The organism is Arachidicoccus rhizosphaerae, from assembly GCF_900107765.1.
Lineage (GTDB): Bacteria > Bacteroidota > Bacteroidia > Chitinophagales > Chitinophagaceae > Arachidicoccus > Arachidicoccus rhizosphaerae.
On record NZ_FNQY01000003.1, the window covers coordinates 56,492 to 75,020 of the forward strand.

Below are 18,529 nucleotides of genomic sequence, written 5' to 3' on the forward strand. Positions count from 1 at the left end.
CTTTGCGTAAATAATCCACGCGCTCATTAAACAAAAAAGCACCGGCCAAGTTAATAAACAACCCAGGCCGGTGTTTTTTATTTACACTTATAAAAAATGGCTGATAAATGGCAATAGCAAATAGTACTGCTGCAATGTATCGTTCTTAAATATAACTAACAGTATCCTTTCTTCCTAGAATATATCGTTTCTGATATCATTATTTACCTGAACAAATTCAGGAGCACTTACATAGCTAGAATTATATCTAAATCTGAGATTAGTTGTAAGACCAATTTTAAACTGATTTTGACCATATATTTTACGTGGAAAGTAAATAGCTTTAAGTTCAATAGTACCAAAAACCAAATTTTCATTACGCGTTCTGATACCGCCACCCAGACCATAATAAAAATGGGAAGGGTCAATGCTTTGTTTGGTGGGCTCAATTAATGAAAAATCACCGGTTAAAAATGGTGCAAAAGAAAATCCGAAAACTTTACCTGGAGAAAAGAATATTGTTTCAGACCTTAAGGTTAGCCTTCTTTTTGCCTGTATGGAATCTTGTCTAAAATCCTGCAAACCAAAAGCATTATTTATTCTTAAAGGTTCCGCAATGGCTGTATTAAACTGGCTACTATAACTCATACGCATGAATTGGCGTACTTTAAGTTGTCTAACTCTGACCAATCGGCTATACAAGGAAGTGCCTAAAAGTAAATTACCATCTTGCAGACCTTCTCTAAAATATGAGCCTGTCCTTAGAAAAAATTGAAGAATATCTCCTTTTTCAGTATAAGCATAACGATTCGCATCTAGCCCTATGTAGGGCCTGGACAAATCCTTAATCCTGTACCAACCGCCTGTTAGTGAAAAATTATATCCATAGGGAATATCTTCAGTTGCTCCAAAACCTAATATGTATCGTGTTTTAAAGAACTTTTGTTTAAATAAGGTAAACTTAGTTAAAAACGCTTGCCTGTCATTTAATTTTTCGACAAACCTACCGACAAATTGTTGAGGGCTCTCTTTAAAATTATAATTAAAATATCTAAAACTAATGACCTTTCTCAATGGTACATCCGTAGACTGTAAATGTCTGCGGGCACCAAAATTATACCCAAATGCCACATCCAGCATTTTATAATGATATTTATAAAATGCCGAATCTGGCTCAATAAATGGCTCGAAACTATGCTCAGACCAGGCATTGGTCATATGCAGAAATCCAAATGTTCTTGCATATTGTGAATATAATGGCCTGTCCAGGTTCAGGAAATAAGATCTTTCATTTTTTTTATAATTATAAAGATTACGGCCAATATCAGCGTAACCGCCACTAACATTCAAGAAGCTATTAAAAACATTATATTTTTCATATCGTGCATCTATTCCATATTTAGGTTTTCTTTCCGGGTCATGTAAGCCTGTAACTTCGAGTGATTGTCCTAGTCCCATTAAATTTTCATCGCCTATAGTAATTTGCTGATGATCTAAATCCAGGCTTGACACTTCGCCAGTCAAAGAAAACAAATCCTTAGTAACCACTAGCAGATCAACAGAATCCGAGGATGGATCAATGGTCTTAACCAATATACGCGCATCTCTGATAAAATTAAGATTACGTAAATAACGTTCATTGTCCGCAATAATAGCCGGGCTTAAACGATCATCTTCATGAATAAACAGATTATTTCGGATCACCCAGCTTTTAGAATTATTATGCAGACTGTTAAGCAAATTGGTTCCGAAATAGCGGATTTTAGTAGCAGTATCGGAAAAGCTTTTCTCAAATCCGAACTGTCGCACCTCAATATGGCGAATAACCTTTCCTGCGTAAGGTTGATAATAGTTTTCAATCCTGCTATGATAGGCTATGGTTTTATCACTCGTATCTCTCGGATGGTTTCTTTTTATTGCATCATATCCTTTTTTAATCCATTTCCCAAACTTTGTTCTTTTACCCCCTTTAACCTGGGGTTTAGGGAGGGAGTCCATCCGTGGCTGTAAAAATGGCTGCAACACTATCACACTATCACCTTTCACCTTAAACGGATGGGCGGAATTTACGGAATCAATAGGCAACAAAGAGCTATCCCGGCTGACCTGAGACCATCCTTTCCCCCAGATCAGACAGCAAAACACTGTGAATACCAATAGAATAGGTATTTTCACAAAGTGCGACTCCTTTTTTATGCTATCCGAATTCAACTCATCATTTTTATACCTTCAGGCACCTCTGAAACACTTTTATCCTCCAAAATATTAAATCTTTCCCATTTTAACGCTCCGGATGTTAAAATATTAATTCCAAGGTTATTCTGACTGTACATTTTACCTTATTTCTGATTCTTAATAATTAATTTCCCAAAATCATCATATAAAATTTCTCAATATAAAATTTTCACCTTAGCTTTGCCAAAATGTTTAAAAAAGCACATACACATCACCATCATTTCTTATTCAACGGGTAAGTTGTACGGTTTTGTGTATCAATCATATAAAACTTAGTAAAAGCTTACCGGTTTCGGTAAGCTTTTTTTATGTTCTTTCATAAATCATTTGTTTAAAACACCATTAAATCAAAAAAAGATGGTCCTTAAATTAGCCATTCAAAAATCAGGCAGACTACACGAAGATTCCGTAAAACTGCTAAAAGAATGTGGCATTGAGATTAACAACAACGTAAAAAACCAATTAAAAGCTACAGCCGCTAATTTTCCGCTGGAAGTTTTCTTTTTAAGGGATGACGATATTCCTCAATATGTGGAGGACGGTGTAGCCGATATTGGTTTTGTCGGAGAAAATGTTGTTTACGAATCAAAGAAAAATGTAAAAGTCGCCGAATTGCTTGGCTTTGGAAAATGCAGGCTTTCCATTGCTACCACCAAAAACGACGACTATACAGGGCCTGAATTTTTACAAGGGAAGAAAATTGCCACCAGTTACCCCGTTCTGGTCCAACAATTTTTGTCCAAAAATAATATCCAGGCTGAAATTCATGAGATTAGTGGAAGTGTGGAAATAGCTCCTTCTATAGGCCTAGCTGATGCAGTTTGTGATCTGGTCAGCAGTGGTTCCACTTTGTTTATGAATGGATTAAAAGAAACAGAAATTATCTTACAATCTCAGTCCGCATTGATTCAAACGCCGGAACTTAATCAGGAAAAGAATCAGATTTTGCAGAAGCTGTTATTTCGCATTCAGACGGTAAAAAAAGCAAAAAGCAAAAAATACGTGCTCATGAATGTGCCAAATGACAAATTAGACAGAATTATTAAGATGTTACCTGGCATGAAAAGTCCTACCGTCCTTCCTCTGGCAGCTGAAGGCTGGAGTAGCATTCATACCGTTCTCAGCGAAAATGAATTTTGGGAGCATATCGAAGAAATAAAGGCTGCAGGTGCAGAGGATATATTGGTTTTGCCTATTGAGAAAATGATCGTTTAATCAGCTATCCTTAACAAGCATTTTATATCATTACACAAAAGATGAATACATTTATAGAACCCGAAAGATCCCAGTGGGAAAGTCTTGTCAGTCGTCCGACGCTGGATAATTTAAGTCTCGTAGACAAAGTATCTGCTGTTTTGAAAGCTGTCAAAAGCGAAGGAGACGAAGCTATATTAAGATATACTCAAGAATTTGATCAAGTTTCATTATCTGAATTTTCAGTCAGTGCTGAAGAATTAGAAAAAGCAGCAACACTTATTTCTACAGATTTAAAAAATGCAATTCAAATTGCCGCATCTAATATTGAAGCTTTTCATGCCAAACAATCCCAGGACATTCCTGCAATGGAAACCCAGCCTGGGGTATCCTGTTGGCGTAAAAGTGTAGGCATTGAAAAGGTTGGCTTATATATTCCGGGAGGATCCGCTCCTTTATTTTCCACCATCCTAATGCTAGGAATTCCTGCCAAACTGGCTGGCTGTAAAGAAGTAATTCTTTGTTCTCCTCCGGATAAAGAGGGCAACCTACATCCTGCCATATTGTTTGCTGCAAGATTAGTTGGAATTACACAAGTTTTCAAAATCGGTGGCGTACAGGCTATTGGTGCAATGGCATTCGGAACAGCCTCTGTCCCTAAAGTATATAAAATATTTGGACCTGGTAATCAATATGTTACATGTGCGAAAGAATTAATACAACGCACAGGCACGGCCATTGACATGCCAGCAGGTCCCAGCGAAGTCTTAGTACTTGCCGATGAAACCGCTAACCCTGTTTTTGTAGCGGCAGATTTGCTCTCTCAGGCGGAACATGGTCCGGACAGCCAGGCATTATTAATTACCACCTCAAAGGATTTGGCTATTAGTGTTGAAAAAGAAGTGCAGGTTCAGTTGGATCAATTACCCAGAAAGGACATCGCAGCAAAAGCATTACAGCACAGCAAATTAATTGTTGTCAAATCCATGAAGGAAGCAATTGATTTATCTAACCAATACGCATCCGAACATCTGATTATTTCAACAAATAATCCGGAAGAGGTCGCAAGCCAAATTGTTAATGCAGGTTCGATCTTTTTGGGCAACTATTCTCCCGAAAGTGTTGGAGATTATGCCAGTGGAACCAACCATACGCTTCCTACCAATGGATATGCAACTGCATACAGTGGGGTAAGTCTGGACAGTTTTGTGCGTAAAATAACATTCCAGAAATTAACCAAGGAAGGATTAGAAGGTATTGCACAAACGGTAGTTACAATGGCAGAGGCGGAGGGACTGCGCGCCCATGCGGCTGCCGTAACAAGGAGGCTGAAGGGGTAGAAGCAAGAAAATTGGCGCATACAAAATCATTATTAATTATAGTTACGCATTAAATTATGAAGCGTTTTAATATAAACGAACTGACCCGGGAAAATATTAAGAACTTGGCTCCATATAGTTCGGCAAGAGATGAATTCTCAGGCAAAGCATCTGTGTTTTTAGATGCCAATGAAAACAGCTTAGGCTCCCCATTAATCAAATGGTATAACCGTTACCCCGATCCTCACCAAGTTATTTTAAAGGAAGCAATTGGGAAAATTAAAAATATTGGTGCTGATAATATTTTTCTTGGAAACGGTTCAGACGAATGTATCGATGTGTTATATCGTAGTTTTTGCAACCCGGGTAAAGACAATATTATCATTTGTCCGCCAACATATGGAATGTATGAAGTCTCTGCACATATCAATGACATTGAAGTGAGAGAGGCTCCATTACTAGATGATTTCCAGTTAAACCTCGCTCACATTGAGAATTTAATTGATGCGAACACCAAAATCATTTGGATTTGCTCTCCTAATAATCCGACGGGTAACGCCATTAACAGGGAAGATATAGAGATGACGCTCAATAATTTTAATGGCCTCGTGATTGTAGACGAAGCGTATATTAATTTTTCCCGTCAACAATCCTTTATAAAGGAATTAATAGATTATCCAAATCTGGTAGTTTTGCAAACCTTTTCCAAGGCCTGGGGATTGGCTGGCCTAAGACTCGGGATGGCTTTTGCGGACAAAGCTATTATTGATATTATGAGTAAGGTAAAACCTCCGTATAATATCAATCAGGCTACTCAGGACCTGGCACTAAAAGCGGTAGAAGAGGTTGGCCAGGTTAACGATATGATTAAAGAAATTGTTGATATGCGGGGTGCATTAGCTGAAGTATTTGGGCGTATTCCTATTATTTCTAAAGTTTACCCATCTGATGCCAATTTTCTTCTTATAAAAATTGATCAGGCTAATAAGGTATATGATTATCTTGTATCCAAAGAAATTATTGTTCGCAATCGGTCCAAAGTAATTCTTTGTGAAGATTGCCTTAGGATCACAATCGGCACCGAGAAAGAAAACACTTTCCTAATAGACGCATTGGCCTCTTATATGGATAGCCTTTAATTATTATTCAAAAAATGCTCAAGTCATAAAAATCAAATATGAAATCAGTATTATTTATCGATCGGGATGGCACCATCATCAATGAAGTTCCGCCTACCTATCAAATAGACAGTTTTGAAAAGTTAATCTTCTATCCGGAAGTTTTTACTTATCTGGGAAGAATCGCCAGGGAATTGGATTTTGAACTTGTCATGGTGTCAAATCAGGACGGATTAGGTACTGATAGTTTTCCTGAAGCTGACTTTCACCCGGTCCAAAACTTTATAATTGACACTTTAAGAGGAGAAAAGATTGAATTTCAAGACATTATTATAGACAGAACCTTTGCTAAGGATAAAAAGCCTACCCGTAAGCCAGGAACGGCACTTTTGACAAAGTATATCAATAATCCTGAATACGATTTGTCAAACTCGTTTGTTATAGGAGATAGGATTACAGATGTTCAGTTGGCAGCGAATTTGGGCTGTAAAGCCATCTGGTTAAATAACGATGAATCACTTGGTGCTGAAGAAATCAGCAATAAAGAAGAACTGGCGCAAGTCACTGCATTATCTACACCCAATTGGGAAGCTGTTTACAGGTTTCTAAAGTTAAAAACCAGAGAAGCACACCACGAACGAATTACCAATGAGACCAAAATCTATATCGATATTAACATCGATGGAAAAGGCAATGCTCAAATCAATACAGGGCTTGGCTTTTTCGACCATATGCTGGATCAAATTGCGCGTCATGGGAATATTGATTTAAAAGTCAGGGTGGATGGAGATTTGCACATTGACGAACATCACACCATTGAAGATACCGGCATTGCCCTAGGTGAGGTGTTTCAAAAATTACTTACCGATAAAAGAGGTATGGAACGCTATGGATTCGCCTTGCCTATGGATGATAGTGAGGCCAAGGTATTAATTGATTTTGGTGGAAGAAACTGGATTACATGGGACGCAGAATTTAAAAGAGAAAAAGTGGGGGATATGCCCACTGAGATGTTCTATCATTTCTTTAAATCTTTTAGTGATGCAGCCAAATGTAATTTGGCCATTAGTTGCAAAGGCGACAACGAGCATCACAAAATAGAAGCCATCTTTAAAGCCTTTGCAAAGGCTATTAAAATGGCAGTAAAAAAAGACCCTTTAAGTGATGCTTTACCCAGCACCAAAGGTGTATTATAAGTAACAAAAGACCTATTCCTTTAAATAGCACAGCCTGAACAACATATATTGTCCAGGCTGTTTTTTTGCCAATTGCGCCAATCAGGAGAAGCGCAAAAGCGATCTGCCAATCCACATTACCGGAACCGGGTCCAGGGCCGTAATTGAACCAGAATCATCTGGTAATACCTTTTTGAGTTTTTCCGTTTTATCTTTAAGTTCTTGTTGTTGTTGATCAATGCGTTTTTGCAACTCATCTTGCTGTTGCTGCAAATTTTCACGCATTTTTTCCTTTTCTTCTTTAATTTTATTTTGCTCCTGTTCTATTATTTGTTGAGCGGATTCAATTCTTTGTTTCCGGGAATCAATATCTAAATCAGTTTGTTGTAATCCGTCTTTGGTCATTATATATTCCTTATCCAAATCCCAGTCCAGAGAGGAATGCAGTCTATCAAATCGACCCATGTTATTTAAATTATCTAAGTCCTGGAAATTGTCAAAATCCATTTCATCCCAATCATCATCCCAGAATTTTACATAAAACTGATTGGACCAACGGCGATTAGAATGCACCTCTATTTTCTTGCCAATGGGGATTCCAATCGTTACCAAAACATATTGATTTCGAAATTTATTAAGCTTACTAACAGTTATAGCACATGGAACTTGTAAGGAGCTGCCATTTTGTATAAAGTTTCCTGTTGAAATAGCCGCGGCCCTTGTGTCGGCATCCTCAATTGAACTTCCATTGGATAATTTGATGACGGAGGCAGTAAAACTATCAGTTGTGCTTGGCTGCAATATCAACCGGGTATTATTGATTCTGGCTGAATCCCCCAAAAAATGCACAGCCGAACCAAACATCGTCCATTTGCGTTGATAGCGGTTAAATGCGGGTTCTCTATTTAAATCAACAGTCAATTTATCAACATTCGCATTTACTAAGGGCACCGAACTGAGCTGCGGATTGCTTACATATTTAAAATCCTGATAAATTGAATTTAAAAATAGCCCACCTGCTATTAAACCAATAATAAATAATAATACAAATCCTATTCTCAATCCTCTGTTGCTTTGGGTTTTGGTCAATCGGCGAATAATCCATATAATAATGGCCAACACCGGCATCCAAACCAATAATAATACGGCTACCCAACCATAAATATTCTGCCAATAGCTATCCACAATGTAATCTTTGAGTGGAGAGAACCCGAATATTGCAATCCCTAAAGTCACCAAGCCGCCTACAATACCCAATAGGATGGATCCTAAAATTAAGTAACCAAAAATCTTACAAATGAGGACAATAATATCTCCAAGTGGGGAACGCTTAGGTGCGGTAACCATTACTGGTTCACTAACCCCATGCTGGCTCACTATTTTTTTTTTACCATCCTGCAAATCTTCCTGGACAGAAGACTTGATATTTTGTAAATCAACCGGTTCTCCTTTCATGGATAATTTATCAGATGAGGTAATTGCTGGCGGTATAACGATCCAAAGAATAATATATAAGGAGACAAAGAAAAAATTAAGACCCGGGAAGAAAAAACCACCTATGTGAATATTGCCAAAAACCGTCAAAGGAAAACTGATTAATGCCCCTACCACAAATAATGCCTTTGTCACTCCAATACTAACATCAAAATAATTGGCAAGTCCTGCACACACACCGCCAATGGTTTTATTAGAGATGTCCCTGAACAGCCTTTTTTGAGAACTGCCTATTACCTGGTGAGCAGAACTAGGTACGCAAATCCAAAGAATAATATATGCCAATAATCCAGTGCCATAAAAAACCAGCAAAATAAGAGCAATCAGCCTTACTATGGTAGGATCGATTCCAAAAAAATTGGCAATACCAGCACAAACACCCCCGATTTTTTTATTATTCTCATCTCGGAACAATTGCCTGGGTCTGTTCGAAGGCCCGGCTGAAGCAGACGCTGAGGAATTGTCCTGAGCCTTGCTTCCAGATTCCGAATTACCTGCAGTAGTAAAATTGCGGGATTCATGTGGGCTGGACGTAGCGCCTCCGATACCAGCATCTGCTAACTCAGCCTCTTCAAAATCTTTAGGTCGACCAATAGAATCAATTATAGCATTCAGGTCTTCTTCTCTAACACAGGGCTGGCCTTTTTTAATAACTTCTTCAAATAGTTCAGAAATCCGGCTTTCTATATCATTGATAATCTCTTCATGCCCCTCTTCTTCAGCGAAATGCAGACGAAGGCTTTCAATATAGTCTTTGAGCTGATCATAAGCCACTTCCTCGATCATGACCACCCGACCTTGAAAATTTATATTAATGACTTTTTTCATTTCCTGATTTTTAATATTTTAAAAATTATTATGCGTTATTTGATTGACGGCAAAGGAAAGTTCTTTCCATGTCGTTTCTAATTCCTTTAAAAAAGCTAATCCTTCTGGCGTAAGAGAAAAATATTTCCTCGGCGGACCAGAAACACTTTCCACCCAACGGTAGGTTAGGAGATTTGCATTTTTGAGTCTCGTTAAAAGAGGGTACAATGTTCCTTCTAAAATCTGCAGATTCGCCTCTTTCATACTAGCTGCGATATCACTTGGGTAGGCTTCTGCCTGCTTAATGATTGACAAAATGCAAAATTCCAATATGCCCTTGCGCATCTGTGACTGTGTGTTCTGAATATCCATATTGAAAATTTTATTTGCGATTACCACACAAAGATAAACGAGTTTTACAATACTATGCAATACATAGTACCTTTTATTAAAACATTTATTTATTTAACATTTGTAGTTAACTACAATTAAAGTATTTTAGTATTATTAATTTTAATATCCATATATACTTAAACTTAATTTTAACATTTAATCTTAAATAAAATGCTTTGAAGTACCCCAAACCAATCTTAAAATACCTTAAAAACATTATATTATCTTTGCAACCTATGAAGATTCTAATGGTTTGTTTAGGGAATATCTGCAGAAGCCCTTTAGCAGAGGGTGTTATGCAATCTTTGGTAGATAAATATGAGTTAGATTGGGAAGTAGATAGCGCAGGTACCAGTAATTGGCATGAAGGGGAATTGCCGCATAAGCGTTCCTTAAAAATCGCCAAAAACCATAATATCGATATTTCAAATCAACGTTCACGACCATTTAAGGCTGAAGATATAATCAAATTTGACCATATATATGTCATGGACAGTGAAAATTATCGTGAAGTAAAAAGATTAGCTGGGAAACTTTGGAACGCGGATAAAGTTGACCTAATTTTGAACGCTGTGACTCCGGGTAAAAATAAAGCGGTTCCTGATCCATGGTACGAAGATACTGATCAAGCTTTCGAGCATGTTTATCAACTACTCATGGAGGCCTGTGAAAATTTGATTAATCAGTTACAACTCCAACAACAATAAAGAAGGGTAAAATACACCATTCAATAACATTATAATTACGCATTAATTTTTAATATTACATGAAACCATCTTTACCACAAGGCACTCGTGATTTTTCTCATGAAGTGGTATATAAAAGACAATATATCCTGCAAACTATCCGGCAAATTTTTGAACGGTATGGATTCCAACCGCTGGAGACTCCTGCGATGGAAAATATTGACACTTTAATGGGCAAGTATGGAGAAGAAGGGGATAAACTAATATTTAAAATCTTAAACAATGGTTTGGACAACCCAAATAAGGAGCAGAAAACCAGAGAAGCATTAGAAGAAGTCTTCCAGGGAAAGTGGAGTAAGCAACTTACAGAAAGGGCTTTGAGATATGACTTAACCATTCCTTTTGCACGTTTTGTAGCCATGAACCATGGCAGTCTGGTTTTTCCTTTTAAGCGTTATCAGATTCAACCGGTCTGGCGTGCAGACCGCCCCCAAAGAGGTCGATACCGGGAATTCTATCAGTGTGATTGTGATGTGGTAGGTAGCAGCTCTTTAATTAATGAAGTGGAGCTCATTCATATTTACGATCAGGCCTTTACGTCTCTGCAGATTCCTGTATCCATCCAAATCAACAACCGCAAAATATTAGCAGGTCTGGCGGAAATATGCGGTGGGCAAGAACAACTTACCGATATCACCATTGCAATTGACAAATTAGACAAAATTGGGTTAGAAAAAGTAAAGGAAGAATTGACCCAGCGAGGGCTTGATCAAGCCCAGATCGAAGTCATCGAACAATATTTAAACATTAAAGGCTCTAATAATGAGCAGCTTACGCAAATAGAGCAATTATTATCCGAAAGTAAGCAAGCAATGTTAGGAGTAACTGAATTACGCTATTTACTTGACTTCGCAAAAGATAGTGTAAAATCTGTACAACTGGATTTCACGCTCGCCAGAGGTCTTAATTATTATACTGGAACTATTTTTGAGATAAAAGCAAGTACAGTTAAAATGGGTAGTATCGGTGGTGGCGGAAGATATGATGACCTTACCGGTTTATTTGGAGTAAAGGATGTTCCTGGGGTAGGAATTAGCTTTGGTATTGACCGTATTTATGATGTAATGGAAGAACTTAACTTGTTTGAAGGTAAACTTAGTCAGGGGACTGAAGTCTTATTCTTTAATTTAGGTTCCTACGAAATACAGGGTGCATATCCGGTCATTCAAAAATTACGGCAGGCCGGTATTCGGACCGAATTATATCATGAGCCAGTAAAATTTGACAAACAATTCAAATTTGCAGAAAAAAAGGGGATTCCCTATATAGCTATTATTGGCTCAGAGGAAATAACCGATAATAAAATAACGATTAAACACCTGCCAAGTGGATGGCAGGAGCAGATGGATAGCACTAATATAGATCATATTGTCCAAGCTTTACATACCCAAAGAGAAGACAAGTGAAATAAAAAAAAATAATATGAGAAAATTGAAGTACACTTCACTGATTGTTGGACTAGCCTGTATTATGATGGCCTCCTGTGGTCGAAGAAACATTCCTTCCAAGTCAGCAGAGGTAAAAAAATTACCTCCGAAGGTGACACCAGACAGAGCCAGACCCGGACATGAACAGTACGTAAAAAAAGCAACTATTATTGATTCCAATCAAGTAGGCCAACTGGGCAAATTGCCCAACCAACAATACAATAACCATGGCAAAGTCATTACGGATTCTTATGGGCAGCCATTAGATTCAGCAAATACTGCAGCCATAAATGACGATAACTCAACGGCGTCAAATTATCTAGCAGAACCGGTGGTAGTTATTGATAGTAGAGGTAATTTAATGATAGATACTTTAAATTTACCACCTACTGTGTCCCATAATCTGGATTCGCTAAACCAAGCCATTCGGGCATTTACACCCGATCAAGCAAAAAATCTGGCCTTCCGCTTTAAGCAAATCCCGCCCAGAGTTTTATATGTTCCTGACAACTTGGCCAAAAAAGGACGGAAGGGTTATTATTACAAATACAATGACAAATTCTGGTACTGGAAAAAAGATGATGGCTACTTTTATTTAGACGAAAACTATTATAAATAAAGTCAATATCATTCAAATCATTTATGTTTTTATAAATAAAAGCCCAGATCATTCATTCAAGATCCGGGCATTTATTTATAAGTCGCAAAAATTATTATTCAGTACCAGCCGTTATTCTGCTGCATTGCTGCCGTTATTGATTTTTAATAATTCTATTTCAAAAATCAAAGTAGCTCCGGGAGGAATTGCACCGCCGGCACCGCGATCTCCATAAGCTAAATCTGAAGGCACATAAATTTTCCATTTTGCCCCCTCATGCATTAATTGCAATGCTTCCGTCCATCCTTTGATAACCTGATTCACATTAAGATCCAGTGGTTCACCTCTTTTATAAGAATTATCAAACTCTGCACCACTGAGTAACATACCCTTGTAATTTACTTTTACATTGCTGGTATCTGATGGCAAAGGTCCGTTTCCTTCACGCATTACTTCATATTGTAAGCCATCGGGCAAAGTTGTTACCCCTGGACGTAACTTATTTTTTGCTAAAAATGCTTCTCCCTCTTTTTTAGCTCCTGCCGCCTTTTCTGATGCAAATCTTTGGTCTGCACTCATTAAAATTCCAGCTATTTGCTGATCCGTAAAAAGGATACTATCCTTATGGAAGACAGCGTCCACTGCCTGGCTGAGCAATTTGGAATTAATACTGGTAGCCCCTTGTTCCTGATAGAACTTGGCAAGGCTAAGTCCCAGTGCATAACTGATGGTATCATTATAATTTGCCAGAGTAGGGGTGGAAGCTTTTACCAGTGATTTTACAGGCTTATTCGGCTGACTTTTACTTTGAGCATAAATGCCCCCCGAACAAAGCATACAAAGACCACAGGAAAGAAACAAAATTTTGCGCATAAAATTAAAATTAATAAAACGCGAATGTAATTGATTCGGTTCAAGTATTTTTGTAATTCCTGTTAATTTCGTATCTTATAGAGCCTATTTATAGGATATTTAAATATAATATGTATGAAATCGCTTTTAACACCAGGACAGGTTAATTTAACCATCCAAAGATTAGCACATCAAATTTTGGAAAATCATCTCGATTTGACCAATACTGTTATAATTGGGCTTCAACCCCGGGGGATATTTGTTAGTAATCGGATTGTAGAAGTGTTAAAAACAATCGTAGATAAAAAAAACATCCAATATGGCAAACTGGATATCACTTTTTACAGGGATGATATTCGCAGTTCTATTCATATTGCTAACGAAACTGATATAAGTTTTTCTATTGAAAATAAATCAGTCATATTAATTGATGACGTATTGTGGACAGGCAGAACTATTCGAGCAGCATTAGACGCCTTACTAGATTTTGGCCGGCCTGCAAATGTTGAATTATGTGTGCTGATAGATAGACGATTCAGCCGACAACTACCCATTCAACCTGATTACATAGGCAGGTCTATAGACACTTATGATGATCAAAAGGTAAAAGTATATTGGGAAGAAAAAGACGGCAGAAATGCGGTAGAGCTTCTGAGTATGGAGGAAGCGGCAGAAGTCTAAAAATCCAAGTTATTTCATCCAAATAAAACAAATTATTACATTATTGCAAATGTAATACCCTAAAAAGTACCAGGCAAAGCAGGAGCGTCACTAAAAGAACTAGTAAAACTCTGTAGCGGTCCCAAAACCATTTTTGCTTTTGTTTTTTGATAAATTTTTCAATGGTCTGATTGGACTGCGAAGGCAATCTTTCTAAATTTTCGATTATGATAAGTTGCTCGTTTTTAGGTAGATAATTAATGACACCTAAACAGTTAGCCGTAATCTGTTGAGTAAGGGCTATATTATTTTCTTTTTTAAGGACGGACAAATGGTATGCACTGAATAATGATTCTAATTCCTCAAATACAGCATCAGTATTCATCCTATAGGGATCAGTCTCATCCAGCGCCTTTCTCATATGGCCTAGTTTTACTAAAAGTAACTCGGCACTGAAAAAAACGGTGTGCCCCTGACTAAATCTTTTACCTTCTGCTTCAAAATTACGGTGATAATCTGCCCTGGAAGTCTTATCAGATAGTACTTGGTAAGCCTCATTTATCTCCTGAAAAACATAACTACTGGTTGGGTCATCACTATTTTTGTCAGGATGATAGATTAAAGCCAGACGGCGATATGCAGCCTTGATTTCTGCATTGCTCGCTCCAGGATGAACACCAAGAATCTGATAATAGTTCTTTTTTTGCACCGGGCAAAAATAACTGATTCAGCCTAAGAAAAAACACGAGGAATAGATGCGAATAGTATAATGAATAACGTAATATATTATACAATGATAAATAATTAATTAAACATTATATAAATAACAGCATCCAATCGACTATAACCTTGATTATTCCATTATTTAACGAATCTTTTACGGGTTATACACGATAAACAATTGTTTTTCCACCTTTTACTCACCACAGGCATTTTTAGCCTTTAAATTAGCGGTTTTTACGTATGTTCGCAGTCTATATAAAAAGCAGTACACGTGCGTTTAAAACAACTAGAAGTAAAAGGATTCAAAAGCTTTGCTGACAAAACCGTTGTCAATTTTGACCAGGGTATCACTGGAATTATTGGTCCGAATGGCTGTGGTAAGAGTAATATTATTGATAGCATCCGGTGGGTTATTGGGGAGCAAAAAATTTCTGCCTTACGTAGTGAAAACTTAGAGGCATTGGTGTTCAATGGAAGTAAAAGCAGAAGTGCTAGCGGACTGGCAGAAGTTAGCCTTACATTTGAAAACACAAGAGGATTACTCCCGGTAGAGTTTACAACAGTCACCGTAACCAGAAGATTTTATAAGAATGGCGATAGTGAATACCGACTCAATGATGTTACCTGTCGCTTGAAAGATATCCAGAATTTATTTATGGATACCGGTATTAGTACAGACAGCTATGCAATTATTGAGCTTGGAATGGTGGATGATATCATTAAAGATAAAGAGCACAGCCGAAGAAGAATGCTGGAACAAGCTGCCGGTATTACTATCTATAAAACAAGAAAAAAAGAAGCAAAACAGAAACTTGACGCTACTGAACAGGATCTGAACAGAATCGAAGACTTACTTTTTGAAATAAATAACCAATTAAAAAGCCTGGAAAGTCAGGCAAGAAAAGCCGAGAAGTTTTTTGAAATCAAAAAGGATTACCGCGAACTTTCCATTGAACTCGCAAAGGCAGCTCTTGAAGGTTTTAACTTACAATATAAGGAGCTGAATGACAACCAGGCTGAAAGTGCTGAACAGCGCAACCTATTGGAGTCCGAGGTACAAGCATTAGAACTTGCTTACGAAAATGAGAAAGCAAGCCACCATGATCAGGAAAGAGATTTGCAACTTAAACAACAGGCATTCAACGAATTACAGCAATCTCTGCGTACCAAAGAAAATGACCGCAATCTGGCTAACCAGAAATTACTATACCTGAAAGAAAAACAACAAAGTCTAAAGGACTTTTTGGCACAATCAGAAGTAAAAGTAGCGACCCTGCAAGAATCCATTGAATTCACAAAAGAGCAATTGGAAGAAGCGGAAAATGCGCAGATCTCATTACAGGAAAAAGCAACGGATGCCAAGGATAGTATTGAAGAAAAGAAAATCATTTTTGAGGAAAAAAGAGAAAAGGCAGAATCATTACGTTCAGGCCATTTAGCAGTTCAGCGCAATCAGTTTGACGCTGAAAAAAAAGTGGCAGTTGCTGATACTTCCATTCAAAACCTCACCAGATCTCAGGCACAAATTTCTGAGGAGATTATTCATCGCAAAGATCAACTGGGGCAATTAACCAGGGAGCTGGAAGAAAAGCAGGAGCAGCTAGAGATTCAGCAAGACCAGCTTACCAGCATGCAGGATCAGCACGAAGCTGCCAAAGCAGCAATCTTTTCCACTCAATCAGAGCTGGAAGATATGCGCAGTGAACTCGCCTCTGAAACTAGAACACTGGATTCCAAACGCAATGAGCATGACCTGCTTAAAAGCCTGATTGATTCCATGGAGGGTTATCCTGAGAGCGTTAAATTCTTACATAACAATAAGGACTGGGATCATAGTGCACCTATATTATCAGATATCATTTATGTAGAAGAAGAATATCGTGCAGCCCTTGAAAATGTACTGGAGCCATATTTGAACTACTACGTGGTCAATGATATGGAACAGGGACTGAAGGCCATTTCCTTACTGGATGATAATAAAAAAGGCAAGGCTAATTTTTTCTTATTGGATAAAATTGCAAGCTATGAAGCCAAAACAGAAGCCCTGCCCAATACTGTTCATGCAATGGATGTTATTGAAGTGGACGAGCCGTATCAAAAATTAGCATCTTATCTTTTACAGCATGTATACATAGCAGAAGACAGTAATGCATTAAAAAATGCAGATATTGCTTCAGTGGTATTACTTGATAAAAACGGCAAATTTGTAAAAGGAAAATTTACGTTGTCGGGGGGCAGTGTAGGGTTGTTCGAAGGAAAGAAAATTGGTCGTGCTAAGAACTTGGAGAAGCTGGCCGATGAAATTGTTTTTCAAGACGCTGTTGTAGGTGCGCTTAAAACTGAAATTCAAAAAAAGCAGCAGGATGTATTACGCTTCAATGAGCAATTAAAAGAAAAGGAGATCAAGATTGCAGAAAACGAAATCAATCAACTCTCTAATCAAATTTTTGCCATTCAAAATAAAATTGAAAATCTACAGGCGACTCAACAAAACGCTACCGCCAGATTAGAAGATATTGAAGCAAGACTGGAAGAGGAAAAAGACGCCATTTCTTCTACAAGAGAAGGATTGGATGAACTCAATAAAAATTTAAAACAGATTTCAGAAGAGATTCAACTCATTCAGAAAGATTATTATCAAGCAGAACAAGACTTTAATTTTGCCTCTGCCAGTCATAATGACGTCAATTTACAATTAACAAGACAACAAAGTAAAATTGATGCACTTAAACAGGAACAAGTATTCAAGGAAAACCAATTAGTTGAATTAAAATTACAGGTAACGAGCAATGCAGATCAGCTACAACACTCCAGTCAGGAAATTGATGAAGCTGAAGAGTTACTTCAGGATGCTATCCAGGTGGTAGAAGACCTTACGGAGAAAAAAGAAGTTGACAAGGAAGCCCTTGATATTGCTGACCGGAATTTTTATGGCATTCGAACCGCACTTGAAAAGCAAGAAACGGAAATTCGTCAGAAGACAAAGTTAAGAGAGCAGCTGGATATGCAACTGGGTCAGTTAAAAGACAAACTCAATGAACTGAAATTGCATTTAGCAGGAATGAAAGAACGGTTAAATGTTGAATTCAAAGTGGATTTAGATGAAATTTTGGATGAACCAAGACAAACAAATACTCCACTTGAGGAACTTCAGGCCAATACGGAAAGATTGAAAAAGCGTTTGGATAATATGGGTGAAGTCAATCCTACAGCAATTGAGGCTTTTACAGAAATGAAAAAGCGTTACGAGTTTATCCTTGAGCAAAAAAATGACCTGGTTACGGCTAAAGATAGTCTGCTGCAGACCATACAAGAAGTGGAATCCGCAGCTAATCAGCAATTTTTAACCACTTTTAACCAGGTCAGAGAAAATTTTCAAAGAGTATTTAAGGCGCTTTTTACGGAAGAAGATACTGCAGATATGGTACTTATGGATCCCGAAAATCTGGCAGATACCGGTATTGATATTATGGCAAAACCAAAAGGGAAACGCCCATCTTCAATTACCCAGTTAAGCGGTGGAGAGAAAACCCTTACAGCAACAGCATTGTTGTTTGCTATTTATCTCATTAAACCCGCGCCTTTCTGTATTCTAGATGAGGTAGATGCACCATTGGATGATGCGAATGTGGGAAAATTCACACAAATGATTCAAAAGTTTTCAGAGAATTCCCAGTTTATTATTGTCACTCACAATAAACAAACCATGAGCGCAGTGGATGTCGTTTATGGTGTGACAATGCAGGAACCAGGGGTAAGTAAGCTTGTGCCCGTAGATTTCCGCAATCTTAATTAGGCTGGTCAGGATA

14 protein-coding genes are annotated in these 18,529 nt (G+C 37.7%); 9 read left to right on the top strand and 5 right to left on the bottom strand.

The annotated features are described in order from the left end of the window. Positions 1 to 174: 174 nt before the first annotated feature. Entirely contained in the window at positions 175 to 2,154 is a 1,980-nt protein-coding gene (locus BLU80_RS03945; RefSeq protein WP_139188079.1) for a BamA/TamA family outer membrane protein, read from the bottom strand. 417 nt (positions 2,155 to 2,571) lie between these two features. On the opposite strand from BLU80_RS03945, the gene hisG reads away from it, so the two are divergent. The 4 genes from hisG to hisB are packed head-to-tail and all read left to right on the top strand — an operon-like array spanning position 2,572 to position 7,041. Then, positions 2,572 to 3,429, top strand: a complete 858-nt coding sequence (hisG, locus tag BLU80_RS03950; RefSeq protein WP_091393781.1) for an ATP phosphoribosyltransferase — start codon at positions 2,572 to 2,574, stop codon at positions 3,427 to 3,429. Between the two features lie 41 nt (positions 3,430 to 3,470). Next, positions 3,471 to 4,748 (top strand): histidinol dehydrogenase, encoded by a 1,278-nt coding sequence (gene hisD / locus BLU80_RS03955; protein ID WP_091393784.1) that lies wholly within the window; start codon positions 3,471 to 3,473, stop codon positions 4,746 to 4,748. 56 nt (positions 4,749 to 4,804) lie between these two features. Then, positions 4,805 to 5,866 (top strand): histidinol-phosphate transaminase, encoded by a 1,062-nt coding sequence (gene hisC / locus BLU80_RS03960; RefSeq protein WP_091393788.1) that lies wholly within the window; start codon positions 4,805 to 4,807, stop codon positions 5,864 to 5,866. A gap of 38 nt (positions 5,867 to 5,904) precedes the next feature. Continuing rightward, complete coding sequence (gene hisB, locus BLU80_RS03965; protein ID WP_091393790.1) at positions 5,905 to 7,041, top strand: bifunctional histidinol-phosphatase/imidazoleglycerol-phosphate dehydratase HisB; 1,137 nt, start codon at positions 5,905 to 5,907, stop codon at positions 7,039 to 7,041. 81 nt (positions 7,042 to 7,122) lie between these two features. On the opposite strand, the gene BLU80_RS03970 is transcribed toward hisB, so the two are convergent. Further along, positions 7,123 to 9,342, bottom strand: coding sequence for a PspC domain-containing protein (locus tag BLU80_RS03970; protein ID WP_091393792.1), 2,220 nt, complete (start codon positions 9,340 to 9,342; stop codon positions 7,123 to 7,125). Between the two features lie 18 nt (positions 9,343 to 9,360). Beyond that, positions 9,361 to 9,693, bottom strand: a complete 333-nt coding sequence (locus tag BLU80_RS03975) for a PadR family transcriptional regulator (RefSeq protein ID WP_091393794.1) — start codon at positions 9,691 to 9,693, stop codon at positions 9,361 to 9,363. Positions 9,694 to 9,890: 197 nt separating this feature from the next. Here BLU80_RS03975 and BLU80_RS03980 point away from each other — a divergent pair, with 197 nt between their 5' ends. Genes BLU80_RS03980 through BLU80_RS03990 form a run of 3 tightly spaced genes read left to right on the top strand, consistent with a single transcriptional unit; the run spans position 9,891 to position 12,506 of the window. Continuing rightward, the gene (locus tag BLU80_RS03980) at positions 9,891 to 10,421 is read left to right on the top strand and encodes a low molecular weight protein-tyrosine-phosphatase (protein ID WP_244518722.1); all 531 of its coding nucleotides are present in this window, start codon (positions 9,891 to 9,893) and stop codon (positions 10,419 to 10,421) included. A 59-nt stretch (positions 10,422 to 10,480) separates the two neighbouring features. Further along, a complete protein-coding gene (hisS, locus tag BLU80_RS03985; RefSeq protein WP_091393800.1) occupies positions 10,481 to 11,866 on the top strand; it encodes a histidine--tRNA ligase in 1,386 nt (461 codons plus the stop codon). 16 nt (positions 11,867 to 11,882) lie between these two features. Next, the gene (locus BLU80_RS03990) at positions 11,883 to 12,506 is read left to right on the top strand and encodes a hypothetical protein (protein WP_091393803.1); all 624 of its coding nucleotides are present in this window, start codon (positions 11,883 to 11,885) and stop codon (positions 12,504 to 12,506) included. A gap of 111 nt (positions 12,507 to 12,617) precedes the next feature. Here the strand turns inward: BLU80_RS03990 and BLU80_RS03995 are convergent, their stop codons facing one another. Then, positions 12,618 to 13,358 carry a BamJ family beta-barrel-assembly machinery protein gene (locus tag BLU80_RS03995; RefSeq protein WP_091393806.1) on the bottom strand — a complete coding sequence of 247 codons (741 nt, stop codon included), beginning with the start codon at positions 13,356 to 13,358 and terminating at the stop codon, positions 12,618 to 12,620. A 114-nt stretch (positions 13,359 to 13,472) separates the two neighbouring features. On the opposite strand from BLU80_RS03995, the gene pyrR reads away from it, so the two are divergent. Next, a complete protein-coding gene (gene pyrR / locus BLU80_RS04000; protein WP_091393808.1) occupies positions 13,473 to 14,018 on the top strand; it encodes a bifunctional pyr operon transcriptional regulator/uracil phosphoribosyltransferase PyrR in 546 nt (181 codons plus the stop codon). 40 nt (positions 14,019 to 14,058) lie between these two features. Here the strand turns inward: pyrR and BLU80_RS19955 are convergent, their stop codons facing one another. Then, on the bottom strand, positions 14,059 to 14,706 hold the full coding sequence (locus tag BLU80_RS19955) for a J domain-containing protein (protein WP_091393810.1): 648 nt from the start codon (positions 14,704 to 14,706) through the stop codon (positions 14,059 to 14,061). Positions 14,707 to 14,991: 285 nt separating this feature from the next. Between BLU80_RS19955 and smc the strand changes: the two genes are divergently transcribed. Continuing rightward, the gene (gene smc / locus BLU80_RS04010; protein ID WP_091393812.1) at positions 14,992 to 18,516 is read left to right on the top strand and encodes a chromosome segregation protein SMC; all 3,525 of its coding nucleotides are present in this window, start codon (positions 14,992 to 14,994) and stop codon (positions 18,514 to 18,516) included. Positions 18,517 to 18,529: the final 13 nt, after the last annotated feature.

Excerpts from the sequence above, each read along its gene's own strand:
- hisC (WP_091393788.1), top strand. The coding sequence starts at position 4,805 with ATGAAGCGTTTTAATATAAACGAACTGACCCGGGAAAATATTAAGAAC.
- hisG (WP_091393781.1), top strand. The coding sequence starts at position 2,572 with ATGGTCCTTAAATTAGCCATTCAAAAATCAGGCAGACTACACGAAGAT.
- BLU80_RS03995 (WP_091393806.1), bottom strand. The coding sequence starts at position 13,358 with ATGCGCAAAATTTTGTTTCTTTCCTGTGGTCTTTGTATGCTTTGTTCG.
- BLU80_RS03975 (WP_091393794.1), bottom strand. The coding sequence starts at position 9,693 with ATGGATATTCAGAACACACAGTCACAGATGCGCAAGGGCATATTGGAA.
- BLU80_RS03970 (WP_091393792.1), bottom strand. The coding sequence starts at position 9,342 with ATGAAAAAAGTCATTAATATAAATTTTCAAGGTCGGGTGGTCATGATC.
- BLU80_RS03990 (WP_091393803.1), top strand. The coding sequence starts at position 11,883 with ATGAGAAAATTGAAGTACACTTCACTGATTGTTGGACTAGCCTGTATT.
- pyrR (WP_091393808.1), top strand. The coding sequence starts at position 13,473 with ATGAAATCGCTTTTAACACCAGGACAGGTTAATTTAACCATCCAAAGA.
- hisS (WP_091393800.1), top strand. The coding sequence starts at position 10,481 with ATGAAACCATCTTTACCACAAGGCACTCGTGATTTTTCTCATGAAGTG.
- hisB (WP_091393790.1), top strand. The coding sequence starts at position 5,905 with ATGAAATCAGTATTATTTATCGATCGGGATGGCACCATCATCAATGAA.
- hisD (WP_091393784.1), top strand. The coding sequence starts at position 3,471 with ATGAATACATTTATAGAACCCGAAAGATCCCAGTGGGAAAGTCTTGTC.